The 18,688-nt window shown below is 55.1% G+C and carries 17 protein-coding genes; 9 read left to right on the top strand and 8 right to left on the bottom strand.

The window, feature by feature from the left end; genetic code table 11:
- Window positions 1-7: 7 nt before the first annotated feature.
- From EQV93_RS21345 to EQV93_RS21330, 4 genes are read right to left on the bottom strand one after another with little or no spacing between them, the layout of a single operon-like run.
- On the bottom strand, window positions 8-742 hold the full coding sequence (locus tag EQV93_RS21345) for an amino acid ABC transporter ATP-binding protein (RefSeq protein WP_240892408.1): 735 nt from the start codon (window positions 740-742) through the stop codon (window positions 8-10).
- Complete coding sequence (locus EQV93_RS21340; protein WP_240892407.1) at window positions 729-1,379, bottom strand: amino acid ABC transporter permease; 651 nt, start codon at window positions 1,377-1,379, stop codon at window positions 729-731. The genes EQV93_RS21345 and EQV93_RS21340 overlap by 14 nt, the downstream gene beginning before the upstream one ends.
- Window positions 1,376-2,041, bottom strand: coding sequence for an amino acid ABC transporter permease (locus EQV93_RS21335; RefSeq protein ID WP_146385029.1), 666 nt, complete (start codon window positions 2,039-2,041; stop codon window positions 1,376-1,378). Before EQV93_RS21335 ends, EQV93_RS21340 begins: the two co-directional genes overlap by 4 nt.
- A gap of 21 nt (window positions 2,042-2,062) precedes the next feature.
- Window positions 2,063-2,848 carry a transporter substrate-binding domain-containing protein gene (locus EQV93_RS21330; protein ID WP_240892406.1) on the bottom strand — a complete coding sequence of 262 codons (786 nt, stop codon included), beginning with the start codon at window positions 2,846-2,848 and terminating at the stop codon, window positions 2,063-2,065.
- Window positions 2,849-3,150: 302 nt separating this feature from the next.
- Here EQV93_RS21330 and trxA point away from each other — a divergent pair, with 302 nt between their 5' ends.
- The 6 genes from trxA to EQV93_RS21300 all read left to right on the top strand — a co-directional run bounded on the left by trxA (window position 3,151) and on the right by EQV93_RS21300 (window position 10,404).
- Window positions 3,151-3,480: a thioredoxin TrxA gene (gene trxA / locus EQV93_RS21325; protein WP_016783018.1), complete on the top strand. Its 330-nt coding sequence runs from the start codon at window positions 3,151-3,153 to the stop codon at window positions 3,478-3,480.
- 234 nt (window positions 3,481-3,714) lie between these two features.
- Entirely contained in the window at window positions 3,715-4,974 is a 1,260-nt protein-coding gene (gene rho / locus EQV93_RS21320) for a transcription termination factor Rho (protein WP_003438291.1), read from the top strand.
- A gap of 118 nt (window positions 4,975-5,092) precedes the next feature.
- Window positions 5,093-7,096: an acyltransferase family protein gene (locus EQV93_RS21315; RefSeq protein WP_240892405.1), complete on the top strand. Its 2,004-nt coding sequence runs from the start codon at window positions 5,093-5,095 to the stop codon at window positions 7,094-7,096.
- A gap of 69 nt (window positions 7,097-7,165) precedes the next feature.
- A complete protein-coding gene (gene ubiD / locus EQV93_RS21310) occupies window positions 7,166-8,632 on the top strand; it encodes a 4-hydroxy-3-polyprenylbenzoate decarboxylase (protein WP_122785339.1) in 1,467 nt (488 codons plus the stop codon).
- Window positions 8,632-9,600 (top strand): CDP-6-deoxy-delta-3,4-glucoseen reductase, encoded by a 969-nt coding sequence (locus EQV93_RS21305; RefSeq protein WP_122785338.1) that lies wholly within the window; start codon window positions 8,632-8,634, stop codon window positions 9,598-9,600. Before ubiD ends, EQV93_RS21305 begins: the two co-directional genes overlap by 1 nt.
- 156 nt (window positions 9,601-9,756) lie before the next feature.
- Window positions 9,757-10,404 (top strand): gamma-glutamylcyclotransferase, encoded by a 648-nt coding sequence (locus tag EQV93_RS21300; RefSeq protein WP_122785337.1) that lies wholly within the window; start codon window positions 9,757-9,759, stop codon window positions 10,402-10,404.
- 4 nt (window positions 10,405-10,408) lie between these two features.
- Here the strand turns inward: EQV93_RS21300 and EQV93_RS21295 are convergent, their stop codons facing one another.
- Complete coding sequence (locus EQV93_RS21295; RefSeq protein ID WP_240892404.1) at window positions 10,409-11,617, bottom strand: hypothetical protein; 1,209 nt, start codon at window positions 11,615-11,617, stop codon at window positions 10,409-10,411.
- Window positions 11,618-11,927: 310 nt separating this feature from the next.
- Here EQV93_RS21295 and EQV93_RS21290 point away from each other — a divergent pair, with 310 nt between their 5' ends.
- From EQV93_RS21290 to EQV93_RS21280, 3 genes are all read left to right on the top strand, one after another.
- The gene (locus tag EQV93_RS21290; RefSeq protein WP_240892403.1) at window positions 11,928-12,608 is read left to right on the top strand and encodes an energy transducer TonB; all 681 of its coding nucleotides are present in this window, start codon (window positions 11,928-11,930) and stop codon (window positions 12,606-12,608) included.
- A gap of 17 nt (window positions 12,609-12,625) precedes the next feature.
- Window positions 12,626-13,144: a CbrC family protein gene (locus EQV93_RS21285; RefSeq protein ID WP_146385021.1), complete on the top strand. Its 519-nt coding sequence runs from the start codon at window positions 12,626-12,628 to the stop codon at window positions 13,142-13,144.
- Window positions 13,145-13,352: 208 nt separating this feature from the next.
- Complete coding sequence (locus EQV93_RS21280) at window positions 13,353-13,757, top strand: flagellar basal body-associated protein FliL (RefSeq protein ID WP_146385019.1); 405 nt, start codon at window positions 13,353-13,355, stop codon at window positions 13,755-13,757.
- A gap of 100 nt (window positions 13,758-13,857) precedes the next feature.
- Here EQV93_RS21280 and EQV93_RS21275 read toward each other — a convergent pair whose 3' ends face one another.
- The 3 genes from EQV93_RS21275 to EQV93_RS21265 are packed head-to-tail and all read right to left on the bottom strand — an operon-like array spanning window position 13,858 to window position 18,661.
- Entirely contained in the window at window positions 13,858-14,976 is a 1,119-nt protein-coding gene (locus tag EQV93_RS21275; protein ID WP_146426272.1) for an ABC transporter permease, read from the bottom strand.
- Window positions 14,976-17,699, bottom strand: a complete 2,724-nt coding sequence (gene rbbA, locus EQV93_RS21270; RefSeq protein WP_122785331.1) for a ribosome-associated ATPase/putative transporter RbbA — start codon at window positions 17,697-17,699, stop codon at window positions 14,976-14,978. The genes EQV93_RS21275 and rbbA overlap by 1 nt, the downstream gene beginning before the upstream one ends.
- Window positions 17,696-18,661 (bottom strand): HlyD family secretion protein, encoded by a 966-nt coding sequence (locus EQV93_RS21265; protein WP_146385016.1) that lies wholly within the window; start codon window positions 18,659-18,661, stop codon window positions 17,696-17,698. The genes rbbA and EQV93_RS21265 overlap by 4 nt, the downstream gene beginning before the upstream one ends.
- Window positions 18,662-18,688: the final 27 nt, after the last annotated feature.

The following is an 18,688-nucleotide window of genomic DNA, read 5'->3' as shown; positions in this document are numbered from 1 at the left end:
GCGAGTCTCAGACCAGGTTCACCGTACCGATAAAATTCGCCAGTTCCGGGGTCTGAGGGTTAGCAAACAAGGTCTTCGGGTCGCCGACTTCGTGGACTTTGCCTTGATGCATAAACACCAGCTTGTCGCCGACTTCCCGGGCAAAGCGCATTTCGTGGGTGACCATGATCAGCGTCATGCCTTCGCGGGCCAACTGGCGCACGACACTGAGCACCTCATTGACCAGTTCAGGGTCCAGCGCTGAGGTGATTTCGTCACACAGCAGCACTTTGGGGGACATGGCCAGTGCCCGGGCAATCGCCACTCGCTGTTGCTGGCCCCCCGACAGGCGCTCGGGAAAGGCATCAAACTTGTCGCCAAGCCCGACCCTCTCCAGCATCTCGCGTGCCAATACAGCCGCTTTGGCCTTGGGTACTTTTTGTACGACTTGCGGGGCCAGCATGACGTTTTCACCCACACTGAGGTGAGGGAATAAATTGAACTGCTGAAACACCATGCCGACCTTCTGGCGAAGGCTGCGCAAGTCGGCGCGGGCGGCATCCAGGTATTCGTCATCGACTTCGATGACACCGTCGTTGATGGACTCCAGGCCATTCAAGGTTCTGAGCAGCGTACTTTTACCCGAACCGCTGCGCCCGATGATGGCGACGACCTGGCCTTGTTCCACGGTCAGATCAATGCCTTTGAGGACATGATGATCCCCGTAATATTTATGCAAAGCGGTCACTCTAAGCAGAGGCATGCAGTTTCCTTTCCAGATAGCGCGCACTGAGCGACAAGGGGTAACACAGAAGGAAATAACCGAGCGCAACCAGCCCATACACCATAAACGGCTCGAAGGTTGCGTTGGCCAGCATGCTGCCGGTCTTGGTGAGCTCGGTGAAACCGATGATGGAGGTCACGGCGGTGCCTTTGATGACCTGCACCGAAAACCCCACGGTGGGCGCAATGGCTACGCGCAAGGCTTGCGGCAAAATGACGTAGCGCAATTGCTCCAGTGGGCTAAGCGCCAGGCTGGCCGAGGCTTCCCATTGCCCCTGGGCTACCGATTCAACACAACCGCGCCAGATTTCGGCCAGATACGCGCTGGTAAAAAGCGTCAGGGCCAGTGCAGCTGCCATCCACGGTGAAATATCGACACCCAGCAAGGCGATGCCGAAGAAGATCAAAAACAATTGCATTAACAGCGGCGTGCCTTGAAAAAGCTCGATATAGCCGCGTGCTAGAGCACGCGCGAAACGGCTTTTGGAGATGCGCATCAGCAGTACCAGCAAGCCGATCACGCCGCCGCCAATAAAGGCGGCCAGCGACAGCCCGACGGTCCACTGCAGGCCGATCAGCAAGTTGCGCACAATGTCCCAGAACGTGAAATCCATCAACGACTCCGGGTCAGGTAGCGGCGGCCAAAAGCGTTGAGCAGTTGGCGAATCAGCAAGGCCATAAACAGATACACGAGCGTGGTCAGCGCATAGGTTTCAAAGGCCCGAAAATTGCGCGACTGAATGAAGTTGGCAAAAAAGCTCAGCTCTTCAGTCGAAATTTGCGAACACACGGCCGAGCCCAGCATGACGATGATGATCTGGCTGCTCAGTGCCGGCCAGACCTTGGCCAGCGCCGGTTGCAGCACGACATGGCGAAATGCTTCAAAACGGCTCATGGCCAAGGCCGAGGCGGCCTCGAGCTGACCTTTGGGGATGGCTTGAATACCGGCGCGTATAATTTCCGTTGAATAAGCGCCGAGGTTGATCACCATCGCCAGCACGGCGGCCTGCCACTCACTGATATGCAGGCCCAACGCGGGCAGGCCGAAGAAGATAAAGAACAACTGCACCAGAAACGGTGTGTTGCGGATCAACTCGACATAAATCCCGAACAACGTAGAGAAAGGGCGGATGTTCCACGCCCGTGCCAGTGCACCGACGATGCCGAGACCAACGCCCAGCACTGTCCCTATGGCCGTCAGCTCGAGCGTGAACAGGGCGCCGCGCAGTAACAGGTCGCTGTTTTGCAGGACCGGCATGAAGTCGAGATGATAAGCCATGATGAAACTCGTCGAAATCAATCAGAGGTCAGCGGGAAGCGGCTCTTTAAGCCACTGCATCGCGTTCTTTTCGAGACTGCCGTCGGCTTTGGCAGCGCTGATAATCTGGTTCACCTTGCCCAGCAGTTCTGGCTGGTCTTTGTTGACGCCAACATAGACAGGTGAATCCTTGAGCTTGAGTTTCATGGCCGGAATGCGCTTGGGATTGCGTTCGCTGATGGCCACCATCACCACGTTGCCGCTGGCAATCAGATCAACTTGACCGGCCAGATAAGCGGCAATGGTTGAGTTGTTATCTTCAAAGCGTTTGATGGTGACACCTGCCGGGGCCACGTTAGTTAACTCGATATCTTCGATGGCACCCCGCGTCACGCTGATCGTCTTTCCTTTTAAATCGTCCAGCGTCTTTATGTCAGCGTCTGGTGGGCCGAATACGGCGAGGTAAAAGGGGGCGTAAGCACGGGAAAAGTCGATGACCTTTTCGCGATCCGGGTTTTTGCCCAGGCTCGAAATAACCACGTCGACTTTGCCGGTTGTCAGGTAAGGCACGCGGTTAGTGCTGTTAACGGGGGTCAGTTCCAGTTTGACCTTGAGCTGGTCGGCCAACAGTTTGGCAGTGTCAATGTCCAGCCCGCGAGGCTTCATGTCAGGGCCAACCGAGCCAAACGGTGGGAAGTCTTGAGGCACTGCGACTTTAAGCGTGCCCCGTGCCATCACGTCTTCAAGGCCATTGGCGTGGGCGGGGGCCTGACTCAGCATCAGGCTGGCGAACAAGGCGCAAATCAGGGCGCTGTAGCGCTGGGTCATGGCACGTCTCCGAAAACAGGCAGGGGAAGGTCTGCATTGAGCAGAGCACAGGCCATGCCAAGAGGCGTTCCAGTGATTGTTTGCCCCTGTTCAGGGTGCTCCCGCGCCGGTTAAGGTCCGCAATGGTGCGTAGGTAAAGGTGAAGTCGCACCTTAATTGTGCGCGCCATGATCCTTGTAAAGCGTGATCGATGCGTTTGATTGCGCACCACTATAGTAAGAGTCAATCACCACTCAGCTTCCTGAACGCGTTGATGACGGCTATGATGTGCTACGTTTTTGCTTACAACCACGGAGACTTCCATGAGCAGCGATCTTATTAAACACGTCACCGACGCTAGCTTTGAGGCCGATGTTCTCAAGGCTGAAGGCGCTGTATTGGTCGACTACTGGGCTGAATGGTGCGGCCCTTGCAAAATGATCGCGCCCGTTCTGGACGAGATCGCCGAGACTTATAAAGGCAAGCTGACTGTTGCCAAACTGAACATCGATGAAAACCAGGAAACTCCGGCCAAGCACGGCGTACGGGGTATTCCTACTCTGATGTTGTTCAAGAACGGCAACGTTGAAGCCACCAAAGTAGGTGCTTTGTCGAAGTCGCAGTTGGCAGCATTCCTCGACGCAAATATTTAAGCGTCGATATAAGCCCCGCTAAATGCGGGGCTTTTTCATGGCTCAAGGACTAGACGCTATGAAACTCAAGTGGTACATTCGGCCCCGCACTGGTTTCTCCACTGCCCCCTGCAAGCCGTCGCCGACGCACTCCTTATCGAATTAGTACGCGATCCTGTCGCCTTCTCTGCGGCGCGGCCTCATTAAGCCCAAAAGCTTAATTTCCCTCCCCATAAATGATTACGTCATTCCTATATGAACCTGACTGAACTCAAGCAAAAGCCGATTACCGAACTGCTCGAATTGGCCGAACAGATGGGCATAGAAAATATGGCCCGTTCGCGCAAGCAGGACGTGATTTTCTCCCTGCTCAAAAAGCACGCGAAAAGCGGCGAGGAAATCTCCGGTGATGGCGTGCTGGAGATTCTCCAGGACGGCTTCGGCTTCCTCCGTTCCGCTGACGCTTCGTACCTGGCCGGCCCGGACGATATTTACGTCTCGCCTAGCCAGATTCGTCGCTTCAACTTGCGCACTGGCGACACTATCGTCGGCAAAATCCGTCCGCCAAAAGAAGGCGAGCGGTACTTCGCACTGCTTAAAGTCGACACGATCAACTACGATCGTCCAGAGAACGCGAAAAACAAGATTCTCTTCGAGAACTTGACTCCGCTGTTCCCGACCGTACGCATGAAGATGGAAATCGGTAACGGTTCCACCGAAGATTTGACCGGCCGCGTGATCGATCTCTGTGCTCCGATTGGTAAAGGTCAGCGTGGTCTGATCGTTGCTCCGCCAAAAGCGGGCAAGACCATCATGCTGCAGAACATCGCGTCGAACATTTCGCGTAACAACCCTGAAGTGCACTTGATCGTGTTGTTGATCGACGAGCGCCCTGAAGAAGTTACCGAAATGCAGCGCACCGTTCGCGGTGAAGTGGTTGCTTCCACCTTCGACGAGCCACCAACCCGCCACGTGCAGGTTGCTGAAATGGTGATCGAGAAGGCCAAGCGCCTGGTCGAGCACAAAAAAGACGTGGTAATCCTGCTCGACTCCATTACCCGTCTGGCCCGTGCCTACAACACCGTCATCCCAAGCTCCGGCAAGGTGTTGACAGGTGGTGTCGATGCTCACGCCCTTGAGAAGCCAAAGCGTTTCTTCGGTGCGGCGCGAAACATCGAAGAAGGCGGCTCGCTGACCATCATCGCTACCGCGCTGGTTGAAACCGGCTCGAAAATGGATGAAGTGATCTACGAAGAGTTCAAAGGCACTGGCAACATGGAACTGCCTCTGGATCGCAAGATCGCTGAAAAACGCGTCTTCCCGGCAATCAACATCAACCGCTCCGGCACACGCCGCGAAGAGTTGTTGACCGCTGATGATGAACTGCAACGCATGTGGATTCTGCGCAAGCTGTTGCACCCGATGGACGAAGTCGCAGCTATCGAGTTCTTGATCGACAAGCTGAAACAGACCAAGACCAACGATGAGTTTTTCCTGTCGATGAAACGCAAGTAATACGGTTTCTCGAATAAAAACGGCGCCCATACAAGGGCGCCGTTTTTTTATCAAAAAAAGGAAGGTTTGTGCCCAACGCGGGTCAATAAAAATAATGTACTAACGGACTACAAGCTTTATGACTTCTCTTGTTTATCGCAGAGACATTGATGGTCTGCGTGCAGTGGCTGTGATTGCCGTTGTGTTGTTTCACTTTGGTGTACCAGGATTCTCAGGCGGCTTTGTAGGCGTCGATGTGTTCTTCGTTATCTCCGGCTACCTGATTACTTCGATCATCTGGCGTCAGCGCGAAGCGGGACGTTTCAGTTTTGTCGAGTTTTGGGCGCGACGCGCACGGCGCATTCTTCCCGCCTTGTTTGTGTTGCTGGCTGCCGTGCTGGCGGTGGGCTGGTTCCTGATGGCGCCCAAAGACTATGAAGAACTGGGGCGCTCAGTCCGTTATCAAGTGATGTTCGTTTCCAACCTCCTGTTTATGCGTCAGGACGGCTACTTTGATGCGGCCAGTGATTTAAAACCGTTGCTTCATACGTGGTCATTGGCCGTTGAAGAACAGTTTTATATTATTTTTCCGCTGGTCCTGACTGTACTCTCCAGCCGTTTCAAACACTGGCGTTTGGTAGTACTCACCCTTTTGTTGGTGTCGTTCGGGCTCAGTGTGTGGGCCGTTGCGCATCATCCAGAAAAGGCATTCTTTCTATTGCCTATGCGTGCCTGGGAGCTGCTGGCCGGTGCCCTGCTGGCAGTCGCTCCTGCGGACAAGAAACGTCTCACTTCCACAGCGGCACAGTGCATCAGTCTGCTGGGCCTCAGTTTGATCCTGATCGCCGTATTGGGTTACGACAAACACACGCCTTTCCCCGGTGCAGCTGCCTTGCTACCGGTGTTGGGCGTTATTGCTCTGATTTGGGCCAATGAGCATCACACCACGTGGGTGGGCCGCGTGTTGAGTATGCCCGCCATGGTGGGACTGGGTTTGATTTCCTATTCCTGGTACTTGTGGCATTGGCCGGTATTTGTATTCGCCAGTTATATCAGTGTGGGTCAGTTCAGCCCTTGGCTAACGGGCGCGTTGATCGTACTGACACTGATCCTCGGTTATGCCTCATGGCGCTGGGTCGAAACGCCGTTCCGGGAGCGTCGCCTGTTGGCGAAACGTCGCCAGATATTGACTGCGGCCGGTCTTGGTATTTTGGTCTTGGGTTTGGCAGGGCAGGCCCTGCGCTGGACTGATGGTTTGCCCTCGCGCCTGTCCGAGCAAGCCTTGCACTTTGCCAAAGCCAGCGAATGGCGACCGGAGTTGAAGGCGTGCATCACCGATGGCAAGCAGCCGGTCGATACACCGTTTTGTCGCTACGGCAAGGCAGCCGATGCACCCGCTCAGGTGCTGGTATGGGGCGACAGCCACGGCACGGCGCTGATTCCGGCACTGCAAGCCAGCGCTGAACAGCATGGGGTCAATGTTCTATTGGCCAGCTCGGCGGGTTGCTTGCCCCTTGAGGGGCTGGAGTACGGCGCCCGCTGTGCCCATGACAACCTCCGTGCCGAGCGCGCTCTGCAAACCGACACCATTTCTGATGTGATGCTGGTGGCGCGCTGGAGCCTCTACCTCTATGGCGATGCCAAAGGTGATCATGAGCATGCCCTGCACGATAGCAATGGCCGCTATGACCGCGCCGCTGCCGAGCAGCGCTTCGCCCAAGGCTTGCGTGCCAGAGTGGGGCAGTTACGCAAGGCCGGTTATCGCGTGTGGCTGATGAAAGAGGCGCCTTTGCAGCCCTTCAATCCGCCTTACCGTTTGAGTCGTTTGGCGATGTTGCACCAGCCAATCGACGATGTGGGAATGCCGGTGCAAGACCACCTTAAACAAAAAGCGTTTATCAACACCTTGTTTGATCAGATCGCGGCAGAAGATCCTGCCGTCAAGGTGCTGGATCCGACGCCGCAGTTGTGTGACGCCGCCGGATTTTGCCGCGCTGAAAAGGGCGGTAACTCCTTATATACCGACGACAATCACCTCTCTGAAGCAGGGGCTCAATTGATGATTCCTGTGTTACAGCCGCTGTTCGAGGGGCTGTCAGCAAAAGGCTCGTCGGACTTGGGCAATGCCAATACCGTCCGTTAAGCAGCGATAAGCTGCCAGCGGCGGGTATAGCAGGTAGGATGTACGCCTATTTTGAGGGTGCCAACGTCAATGAAATTCAAGGATCTTCGGGACTTCGTGCAGCAACTGGAACAGCGCGGAGAGTTGAAACGCATCCAGATTCCTGTGTCTCCAGTGCTGGAGATGACCGAAATCTGCGACCGCACGCTGCGCGCCAAAGGCCCGGCGTTGTTGTTCGAGAACCCGACCGGCCACACCATTCCAGTGCTCGGCAACCTCTTTGGCACACCCGAGCGCGTGGCGATGGGTATGGGGGCGGAGTCTGTCAGCGAGCTACGGGAAATCGGCAAGTTACTGGCGTTTCTAAAAGAACCTGAGCCGCCGAAAGGTCTGAAAGACGCGTGGTCCAAGCTGCCGATCTTCCGCAAGATCATTTCCATGGCCCCGAAAGTCGTTAAAGACGCGGTGTGCCAGGAAGTCGTGATAGAGGGCGACGATGTCGACCTCGCCATGTTGCCGGTTCAGCATTGCTGGCCCGGTGACGTGGCGCCATTGATTACCTGGGGCCTGACTGTGACCAAAGGTCCGAACAAGGACCGACAGAACCTCGGCATCTATCGTCAGCAAGTGATTGGCCGTAACAAGGTCATCATGCGCTGGTTGAGCCATCGCGGCGGCGCGCTGGACTACCGTGAGTGGTGCGATAAACACCCTGGCCAGCCGTTCCCTGTTTCTGTTGCTTTGGGTGCAGACCCGGCGACTATTTTGGGCGCAGTAACGCCGGTTCCGGATAGTTTGTCTGAATATGCCTTTGCCGGCTTGTTGCGGGGCAATCGGACCGAACTGGTGAAATGCCGAGGCAACGACCTGCAAGTGCCAGCCACTGCCGAGATCATTCTTGAGGGTGTGATCCACCCGGGCGAGATGGCCCCTGAAGGTCCGTACGGCGACCACACTGGCTATTACAACGAGGTCGACAGCTTCCCGGTCTTTACCGTTGAGCGCATCACTCATCGGGTCAAACCGATCTATCACAGCACTTACACCGGCCGTCCGCCTGACGAACCGGCGATTTTGGGTGTGGCATTAAACGAAGTATTTGTACCCATCCTGCAAAAGCAGTTCCCGGAAATCACCGACTTCTATCTGCCGCCTGAAGGCTGCTCGTACCGCATGGCCATTGTGACCATGAAAAAGCAGTATCCGGGGCACGCCAAGCGGGTAATGCTCGGTGTGTGGTCGTTTTTGCGCCAGTTCATGTACACCAAATTCGTGATCGTGACCGACGACGACATCAATGCTCGCGACTGGAATGACGTGATCTGGGCCATCACCACGCGCATGGATCCCAAGCGCGACACGGTGATGATCGAAAATACGCCCATCGACTACCTCGATTTTGCCTCGCCGGTTTCCGGTCTGGGTTCCAAAATGGGGTTGGACGCCACTAACAAATGGCCGGGTGAAACCACCCGTGAATGGGGCCGAGTTATCGTCAAGGACGAAGCTGTTACCCGCCGGGTCGATGACATCTGGAATCAATTAGGAATAGATTGATGCGTGTAACCTTGCAGCCTTCAGGCGCGGTGTTAGAAACCCTGCCTGGCGAGCGAATTCTGGATGCGGCGCAGCGCTTGGGCTATGAATGCCCACAGAGCTGCCGCAATGGTAATTGCCACGTCTGTGCAGCCTTGCTGGTTGAAGGTCAGGTTGAGCAGGCGGGGGAAGTGCGCGATCACGGCGAGGTGTATACCTGCCTGGCAGCACCCCTTGAAGACTGCGTAGTACTGTGGGATGGCGTGCTTGCGTTAGGAGAAATACCGGTGCGAACTCTTGCGTGTCAATTGGTCGAATGTGTCGAAGTGGGTGGTGATGTCTGGCGTGTGCGTTTACGTGCCCCGGCCGGCAAACTCCCGCGTTATCACGCTGGTCAATACGCAATGCTGACGCGCGAAAATGGTGAAAAATCGGCCTTCTCACTGGCCAGTGCACCGCACTCCGGCCGTGAGCTGGAGCTGCATGTTCTGGCTCGTGAGGCCAGCTCGATCAGCTTGATTGAGCAATTGCAGCGCAACCAGATGGTTCGACTTGAGCTGCCCTATGGCGATACCCATTTGGCCGAGTTGCCAGACGGTCCTTTGGTCTTGATCGCCGCCGGAACCGGAATGGCGCAAATGCACAGCCTGATCGAGCACTGCCGAGAGAAAGGCTTCAAGTACCCGGTGCACTTGTACTGGGGCGTGCGTCGTCCCGAGGACTTTTATGGCCTGCAAGAGTGGGAAGCCTGGCAGAACACCCCCAATTTGTTCCTGCACAAAGTCGTCAGTGACCTGTGTGGCTGGGAGGGTCGATGTGGTTTGCTGCATGAGGCCGTGTGCGAAGACATCAGTGATTTAAGCGCTGTGCATGTTTACGCAAGTGGGTCTCCGGCCATGATCTACGGCACCCTCGACGCGTTGGTCAGTGCTGGTATGGACCCGCATCAAATGCGTGCCGATGTGTTCGCCTACTGTCCACGCCCTTGAAAACAGGGCAGGCAAGCCTTACGTTCAGCGCATAACGCCTGGCTTGCCTGCACGGTTCATCTGACAAACCACACCGTCTGATTTTTCAGTGCTATAAGAATCAACACGTTATTTTGTTTACTTAATGTTAAGCGTGTAAGGCCGCGATCACTGGTTATGACTGTTATAGAAACTACCTGCTTGAACCCGCACTATCCGCCGCGACTCGACCTCGGGGCACCATTGACCCCCGAGCAATTGCACCATTCCCTGCACAGCACCATGGAGCGCCACAAAGGCGGGCCAGTGTGGTTGTTTGCCTACGGCTCACTGATCTGGCGCCCCGAATGTTCAGCGGTCGAGCGCGTGCGCGGGCGGGTGCATGGCTACCACCGTGGCTTGTATCTGTGGTCTCACGAACATCGTGGTACGCCGCAATGGCCGGGTCTGGTATTTGGTCTGGACCGTGGTGGTTCGTGCAGTGGCTTTGCTTACAGGCTGCCAGAAGACAACTTGGAAGCTGCGTTGCATGCGCTGTGGCTGCGGGAAATGCCGGTTCCCTCCTATCGACCTCGCTGGCTTAATTGTCGGTTGGACAATGGCACTGAGGTACAGGCCTTGGGGTTTGTGCTGGAGCGCCATTTACCCAGCTATGCAGGCAATCTGTCGGATAGCGTGCTGCGTCAGGTTCTAGCCAATGCCAGCGGGCGTTTCGGTACCACTCGCGATTATGTTGAGCAGACTGTAAAAGCTCTGCGCACTCATGCCATGCCCGATCGGAATCTGGAAGCACGACTCAAACGCTGCGGTGCGGCCCTGTCTTGAATGATCAGGTAAGGACATGTTCACTGGTTTTTGAAGGCTGGTAGTACTCGTCCCACAGCTGTTTAACCAATTGTTCGTCCTTCAGGCTCAAGTGCTGAAGACGATGTTCGAGTTGTCCTTGCATCAGGCGTACGGCGGCCACGATGTGTGCTGCGCAAGGCTGATGGATGGACGCATCGGCAAGCCCAAAATTGGTTTGTGTATTGGGTGCCTCACCATCAAAGGGCAGCACCCATGAATGCCCGGTCTCTGCAATGGTGTAAACAACCGTGTCTGCGTGGCTGCGGTCTTTATTTAAGGTAATGACACGTTCTTTTTTAAGTGTGTGCAGATCAAGTTCGTCATCCGGCGAGGTTACTGTAAAAGCGATGGTGCCATCTTTAATGAACTTCAAATCATCGCGCGATAACGCGTGATTACCCGTTGCGCAAAATAAAATATCGCACTGTTGGCAAAGATGAGCGGCACTGTGTGCAATGTTTTTTAAAGGAATGTCACCTAGCCGGTTCGGCTCTATATCATGGATAAGGAAATCATTTACGCCTCGCTCTTGCAGCAGACTGCGTATGCGCCCGCCCAACGTGCCGTGACCAATAACGCCAACCCTGACATCACTCCCGAATAACATGATGCCTTGATTTTGCAGGTAGAGTTCGGCGATCAACATAATGCTGTTTGCGGAGGCTAAATCGCTGTTCTTTTTAATCATTGAACGGCCCACCGAGATGAAGGGTCTGTCGCCAGTAGAGGCATTGAAGTATCGGCTTTCCCCATTAATGGCGTACTCAGCGATTCCGGATATTAAATTCGGTTTCAAAATGCTCAACGCCTGTCTGTTCAGGGAAAAATAACCGCCATGGTCAAGTACGACGCAGCTTGAGCTTGGTCCAATGGCCTGTACCAGTATCTCGATCGTGGACGGCGAAAGTGTAACCATGTCGGTTTTTGATATATCCAGAACCGGGTAGTTGGCACTTCTCAAAAACTGCAAAGTGTTATCGTTTTTCTTCGTCGAGTTCTTAAGTATTATTCCGCGTAAATCAAAATACCTGGAAAGGACTTCTATCATGGCCAAGGTTGAACCATAGCGTGGACAGACCAGCACTATTTTTTTTGAAGTAATGTGCGGTGTCATTATCTTTTCAATCAGTGCTGTGTAGAAATTCAGGGCTTTTTTATAGTGTTTTTTATTGATGGCGTGTGCACTGTTCATTTAGAAATCGTCCATGATTTTTTTCGAGATGGTACGTCATGTTTCCCATGATTCTCTTATCATGTTGTTTCTTGTTATGTATTTTAAATGTTGCGATGAACATAAGTTAATCGCGTGTGCGAACAGAGTGTTTCGTGTGACAGGGAGTACTTAAATCCTGGTAGCCTAATAAAAACGCGGGCTAATCAATCGGAGTTGTCCCACAGAACTATCGGAACCCATGAACTGAAAGAATTGGCTACACATTAATATCATTCGCCCCCACGGCACTGATGCCTACGCGGCTTGCCGCAAGTTCTGGAGAACGGTGATGAAGCATTTAATGGGATTGGCAGTTTTGTTGATGACGTTCAGTACCTGGGCACAAAGTTTTCCGCCTTCCGTTGTGTACCTCTTGGAACCCGCCTACCCGAAAGAGTTGGTACGGTTGGGCATCGTGGGTGACGTACGGGTAAAGATGTTGGTCAATCTCGATGGCACCGTCGCGGACCCTGTCATTCTCTATAGCTCTCATCCGGAGTTTGCAGGCGCGACCTTGAAGCTTGTGCGCGAGTGGCGCTTTAGCCCTTGGGCATTAGGCGCAGGTCGGCCGGAGCAGGTCGAGGTTATCGCTCCGGTGCTGTTTAGCGATGATTCCAGCTCCAATACTATTAAACCGTTGAGCGCCATCGATCTTGAGGCGTCAACGTGCCGTCAACTGAACACCGACATTGAGAACCACATGCGACGCAAGGTAGATATTCCTTTGGCTCAGTTGGGGTTATTCAGCAAGACGCGTTACCAACTGATTAGCGGATTGGTGGCGCAGCGTTATTCCAGCGAGGAGTTGGCGATCGCACTGTTTGATCTTTCTCAGGCAACGGGAAGCATCGTGCGTACCTGTCAGCGAACCACCAGCCGCCGATTTGTCGAGAAATTGCCAGAGAGTGTTCAGGCGCTATTGGCGCGCGCGGTGAGCGTAAAAGCCCTTACAGAAAGCCCACCTATTTAAAAAGTGAGGATCAGTACATGAAAGAATTACCTGCCTTTGAGTATTTTTTTGACCCTTATGGTCATCATGCTTTCATTCAAGAAGACATGCTGTGCGATTGCTGCTCAGCAGTTTCTTCGTATCATCACGTAGCATTGTCCAATCTCGACGATGGGGATGAAGTCCATATTTGCCCTGCCTGTGTGGCTGATGGTTCGGCTGCCAAAAAATTCGACCTTGTATTTAATGAAATTGACGAGGATGTCAGTCCGGCAGTCAGAGACATTATTGAGCACAAAACACCGGGGATTAGCAGTTGGCAGCAACAGAGCTGGGAAGTGCACTGCAAAGATGCCTGCATCTATCTGGGTCAGGCTGATGCGCAGGATTTAGCGAATGCCAGCCATTCGAACAAAGCATCATGGATGGACGATTTTGGCCGCAGTGTCGATGATTGGGAGCAGTTTATTGAAGGCCGACCCAATGAAGATTTCGTTGTGGACAAGTATCAGTGTCGTCACTGTGGGGAGACAGTGCTGGTGTATGACTTGTCGTAAACGCAGGCTTATTGTCTTTCCATTGAGCGCACTAGCATTGATAACCCATTTATTGAGTTGAAGCAGCCCTCATTCTAGAACGCTGGTGACCCATCTATTGTTCTGAAAAAAACGGCCGATAACCCGATGAAGCGTTCAAAGGGTGGTCGCCGTGCTGCTTTTGAATGGGGTATCCCGAGCGCTTGCCCAACCCTAAGAGGAGCGAATTGTGAAAGCGTGGATCGTATTGATGCTGGCCCTGTGTTTGCCACTGGCGGCAGTCGCTGAAGAGTCTGAAGAGGGCGCTGCCAAGGTCAGCTACATCACCTTGAGCCCACCCTTTGTGGGTAATTACGGATTGGACGGCAGCCCGAAACTCAAGGTGTTCAAGGCCGATGTTTCCTTGCGAGTAACAGGTGATGAGGCGGCTAAAGCGGTAAAGGCCAATGACCCATTGATCCGAAATCAGTTGGTGGGGTTGTTTGCCCAGCAGACCAGTACAACGTTGAGCAGCGTTGAGGCCAAGGAAAACCTGCGCCAAGCGGCGTTGAAGCAGATTCAACAGGTCATGACCGACGAGACCGGCAAGCCGATGGTGGACGATTTGCTGTTTAACAACTTGATTGTTCAGTAACAATCGAGACCTTTGCATCAAGGTTCATGCGCCCTGTTTTTCCTGTAGTCGCTGCCCAGGCACGAGGCTGCGAGCCCTGCTTACGGCCGCTGCCTCTTGCCTACGACGCCAGGCTCTTGCGGAACCGCCCCAGCGCAATGGCGAAAAACACCAGGCCAATGGCGAGCAGTGCCACTAAGTCTGGCCACACCACCTCTACCGCCGCACCGCGGAACAATATGGCGGTGCTCAAACTGACGAAGTGGGTCGACGGCGAGCATTGCATCACCCATTGCAGCCACTCAGGCATGCTGTCCAGCGGGGTGCTGCCGCCCGACAACAGAAGCATCGGGATGACCACCGGAATCGCCAGCAAGCCGAACTGCGGCGTAGAGCGGGCCAGTGTGGCGAGAAATATCCCCAGCGCCGTGCTGGCGAACAGGTAAAGCGCCGTGACCAGCAAAAACAGAGCCATCGACCCTGCCAGCGGTATGCCCAACGCCCATTTCACGATCACTTCCAGCGATATCCAGGTACACACCACCACCACGAGCATATTGCTCCATATTTTCGCCAGCATGATTTCCAGTGCCGTCAGCGGCAACACCAGCAAGTGGTCGAGGGTGCCGTGTTCACGCTCGCGCAACAGCGCGGTGCCGGTTAACACGATTGCCAGAATGGTGATGTTGTTGACGATCTGGATCACCGCCAAAAACCATCCGCCTTCCAGATTGGAGTTGAACAGCGCACGGCTTGAAATCCGCGCGGGGGTGTTCGCAGCAGCGTTACCTTGGCCTGCGTAATCAAGCAACGCTCTCTGGAAAATCTGCCCAATGTAACCTGCGCCCATGAAGGCCTGACTCATGGCAGTTGCATCAACGTTAACTTGTACACTGGGTTCGCGACCGGCCAGCAAGTCAGCCTGGAAGTTAGCCGGCACGTTGATCACAAACGTGTACTGGCCGTTATCCATCGCCTGATCAAACTGGTCATACGGCAAGGCTTGCGGTGCCTTGAATTCTGGAGGCAGCAGCGACTCGCTGAGTTTGCGCGACAGGGTGCTGTGGTCTTCATCAATGAAGCCAACACTGGCGTTGTGCACGCCGATGATGGAGCTTGATGCCGGCATATAGATCGCCACGGTAAAGGCATAGAGCAAAAAAAGCAGCAGGACGTTGTCGTGCCGCAGGCTGGTGAACTCTTTAAGGCCAAGTCGCAGGATGTGAGAGAGCTTGTGCATCAAACCTCCTGCTTCTTGAGCATGATCAGGCTCAGCCCGGTAAAGGCGACAAAAAAGCCGAACAACGCCAGGCATTGCGGCCATAGCTGGCGTAAATCAAGCGCTTTGGTGAAGGTGCCCACCGCGATATCGAGGAAGTGCCCTGCCGGAAATAACATGCCCATCATGGCCGATGCACCCTCCAGCGAGGAGCGAGGCACCAGCAATCCGGAAAACTGAATGGTGGGCAGGCTGGTAATGATCATGGTGCCCAGAATGGCCGCAATTTGAGTGCGGGTGAACGCTGAAATCAACAGCCCCATGCTAGTGGTCGACAGCACATACAGCAGGCCGCCCAGTGCCAGAGTGAAGCCGCTGCCTTTGAACGGAACGCCAAACAGCCATCGATTCATTGCCACCAGCAATGCCAGATTGACCAGGCTGACTGCCAGATAGGGCGCTTGTTTGCCCAACAGGAACTCAAGACGCGTAAGGGGGGTGGCGTAGAAGTTGGTGATCGACCCCAGCTCTTTTTCACGCACGATGCCCAGTGCCGTGAGCATCGCCGGGATAAAGGCGAGAATCAGCGCCATCACGCCGGGGCCGATGGCATTGACGCTGATCACATCCTGGTTGTAGCGAAACCGGGTTTCGAGCTTTGCCACCGCCTGTTTGTTTTGCGCCAGACTGCTCAAGTCGGCCAATTTCTCAAGGTTGGCTTGGTGCACGGCCTGAATGTAACTGCGACTTGTCTCCGCACGAAATGGCATGCCGCCATCGAGCCATGCGGCAACGGTAGGCTGGCGACCGGCATAGAGGTCCCGGCCAAAGCCTGGAGGAATCTCCAAAGCGATTTTGATTTCCGAGCGTTGCAGCCGTTCGTGCAATTCGTCGGCGCTGTGGATCGGCGCGTGCTCTTCAAAATAGCGGGAGCCACGAAAGGCTTCGAGGTAGGCGCGGCTTTGCGGGCTTTGGTCCTGGTCGTAAACGGCAAACGCGAGGTCTTCCACATCCAGCGAAATGCCGTAGCCAAATATCACCATCATGAAAACGGCACCTAACAAGGCGAACGCCATACGCACCTTGTCGCGTAACAGCTCTTTGGTTTCACGACTGGCCACGGCAAACAAACGAGTGAGGCTAAAACCACTTTTACTCGGTGGCGGTGGTGTGTTCACCGCGGGGCTTGCGGTGGTTTCGGCAGGGGTCGGTGTTTGTTCGTTTTGCGCTTGCTCAAGGCAGGTGACAAAAGCCGCTTCCAGGGTTTCGCCCTTGAACTGCTGCTGTAGCGCGGCCGGCGTATCACACGCCAGAACCTTGCCCGCGTGCATCAGCGAGATGCGGTCACAGCGCTGGGCCTCGTTCATAAAGTGAGTCGACAAGAATATTGTCACCCCCTGATCACGCGACAACTCGATGAGCAGGCGCCAGAAATCATCGCGCGCGGCCGGGTCGACACCGGAAGTCGGTTCATCAAGGATCAGCACTTCGGGACGATGCAGCACCGCCACCGCCAGTGACAAACGTTGGCGTAGCCCCAGAGGCAGTTCGCCGGATTGCTGTTCGGCCACGTCGCTGAGGTCGAAGCGTTCAATCAGCTCTTCGATGCGCGCTCGACTGTCGTCTTTATCCATGTCAAACAGTTGGGCGTGCAACACCAGGTTTTGGCGCACGCTCAATTCGCCATACAGCGAAAAATTCTGCGACATAAAGCCCACACGTTTACGTGTGGCCAAGTCGCTGGCGTTAACCGGGTTGCCCAGCAGTTCGGCGCTGCCTTCGGTGGCAGGTACCAGCCCGGTGAGCACTTTCATGGTGGAGGTTTTGCCACAGCCGTTGGAGCCGAGAAAACCGAATATCTCGCCGCGACCAATGGCAAAGCTGACGTTGTTCACGGCCGTGAAATCGCCGAATTTAAGGGTCAGGTCGTGAGCTTCAATCGCGATATCACTGTTGTCGTGGGTGCGTGGCGGTATCACCAGCGGTTCATTGTTTTGACCGCTGTCCCCCTGGAAATGGGTGAAGGCTTCATCGAGTTTGCCGGTGGGTGATACGGCGGCCAAATCCTGGGTCAAGCCGGTGGCAATCAAGGTGCCGCGATCAAGCATCAGGCAGTGCTCAAACTGCTCAGCCTCTTCCATGTAGGCCGTGGCCACCAGCAGGGTCAACTGGGGTCGCTGGCTGCGTACATCGTTGACCAACTCCCAGAAACGGCGGCGTGACAGTGGATCTACGCCTGTAGTGGGTTCGTCGAGGATCAGCAGATCGGGTTCGTGGATCAAGGCGCAACACAGGCCGAGTTTTTGCTTCATCCCGCCGGATAACTTGCCCGCCGGGCGTTCGGCAAAGCGTTCAAGGTCGGTGGCCTTGAGCAATTGCGCCATTCGCTGTTCGCATTCGTCTTTTGACAGGCCGAACAACGTACCGAAAAAACGGATATTTTCGCTGATCGACAGTTCCGGATACAGGTTGCCGCCCAGTCCTTGGGGCATAAAGGCGATCAGCGGATAGAGCGTGTTGCGATGGCTACGATCATCGATGGGGCCGTCGAGCACCTCCAGCGTGCCTTGCTGCAGCTTTTTGACCCCGGCAATCAGCCCGAGCAGACTTGATTTACCGGCGCCATCGGGGCCGATCAATCCGCAGCGCGTACCTTTTGGCAGGCTGAAGGTGACGTCCAGTAGCGCCTGTTGCTTGCCATACCGGTGGCTGATGCCACTGGCGTTGATCGCCGGGGCGGTCATTGCAGATTGGCCGGCCAGTCTACGTCGGCAGTTCGCACATAGCCTGCCCCCGGCATGCCGGGTTTGGCTTGCGGTACGGCGCCAGGATCGGTCAGGCGCAGTTTGACGCGGAACACCAATTTTTGCCGTTCATCGCGTGTTTCGACCTCTTTCGGCGTGAACTGCGATTTGTCGGCGACAAATGAGACTTTGGCCGGCAGCGGCTGATCAGGCAGCGCATCAAGGACGATACGGGCTTCGCCACCGACGGTGAGTTTGCCAACCACGGCGGCAGGTAAGTAGAGATTCATGTACTGATCGCTGGGGTCAATCATCATAAAGACCCGTCCACCCGAACCGAGCACTTCACCCGGTTCAGCCAGGCGCAACTGAATGATCCCGTTGATAGGCGCGCGCAGGCTGCTGTCTTCTATTTCGCTGGTCAGTTGCGCCACTTGCGCTTCGCTGGAAACAATGGCGGCTCTGGCAGCGGCCACCTGCGCTTGCGCAGCCGTGACGGCGGAGTTGCTGGTACTGAACTTCGCCTGTTGTTGATCGAGCTGTTGGCCGCTGGCAAACCCGCGCTGGGCCAGTTGGCTAATGCGCTTGAGTTCCTGGCTGGCGAGCAGTTTTTCGCTCTGGCGCAGTTTGACGTTGGCTTCGTTGGCCGCCAGCGTTTCACGGGCTCTTTGTACTTCGGCCTGGGCCTGCGCGCGGGAGGCTTCCAGCGTGCGCGTGTCCATGCGGGCCAGCAGTTGGCCTTTGGTGACGTGGTCGCCTTCGTCAACCAGTACTTCGGCCAGACGACCTGGGATTTTTGCAGCGATTTGCACTTCGGTGGATTCGAGCCGGCCGTTGCCCATGGCGATGCCTTCGGGGAGGCGATCATGTTGGGACTTCCAGTAACCGAACCCGCCTGCTGCGATCAGCAAAATTGCCAACGGAATAACAAAGTAATGCGAAATACGGTTATTTGTGGACATGCCGACATCCTGTGTCACAGAGCGCTC

This window comes from Pseudomonas sp. TMW22091, assembly GCF_022496705.1.
GTDB classification, from domain to species: Bacteria; Pseudomonadota; Gammaproteobacteria; order Pseudomonadales; family Pseudomonadaceae; genus Aquipseudomonas; species Aquipseudomonas saxonica.
This window is presented reverse-complemented; position numbering and strand designations above follow the sequence as displayed.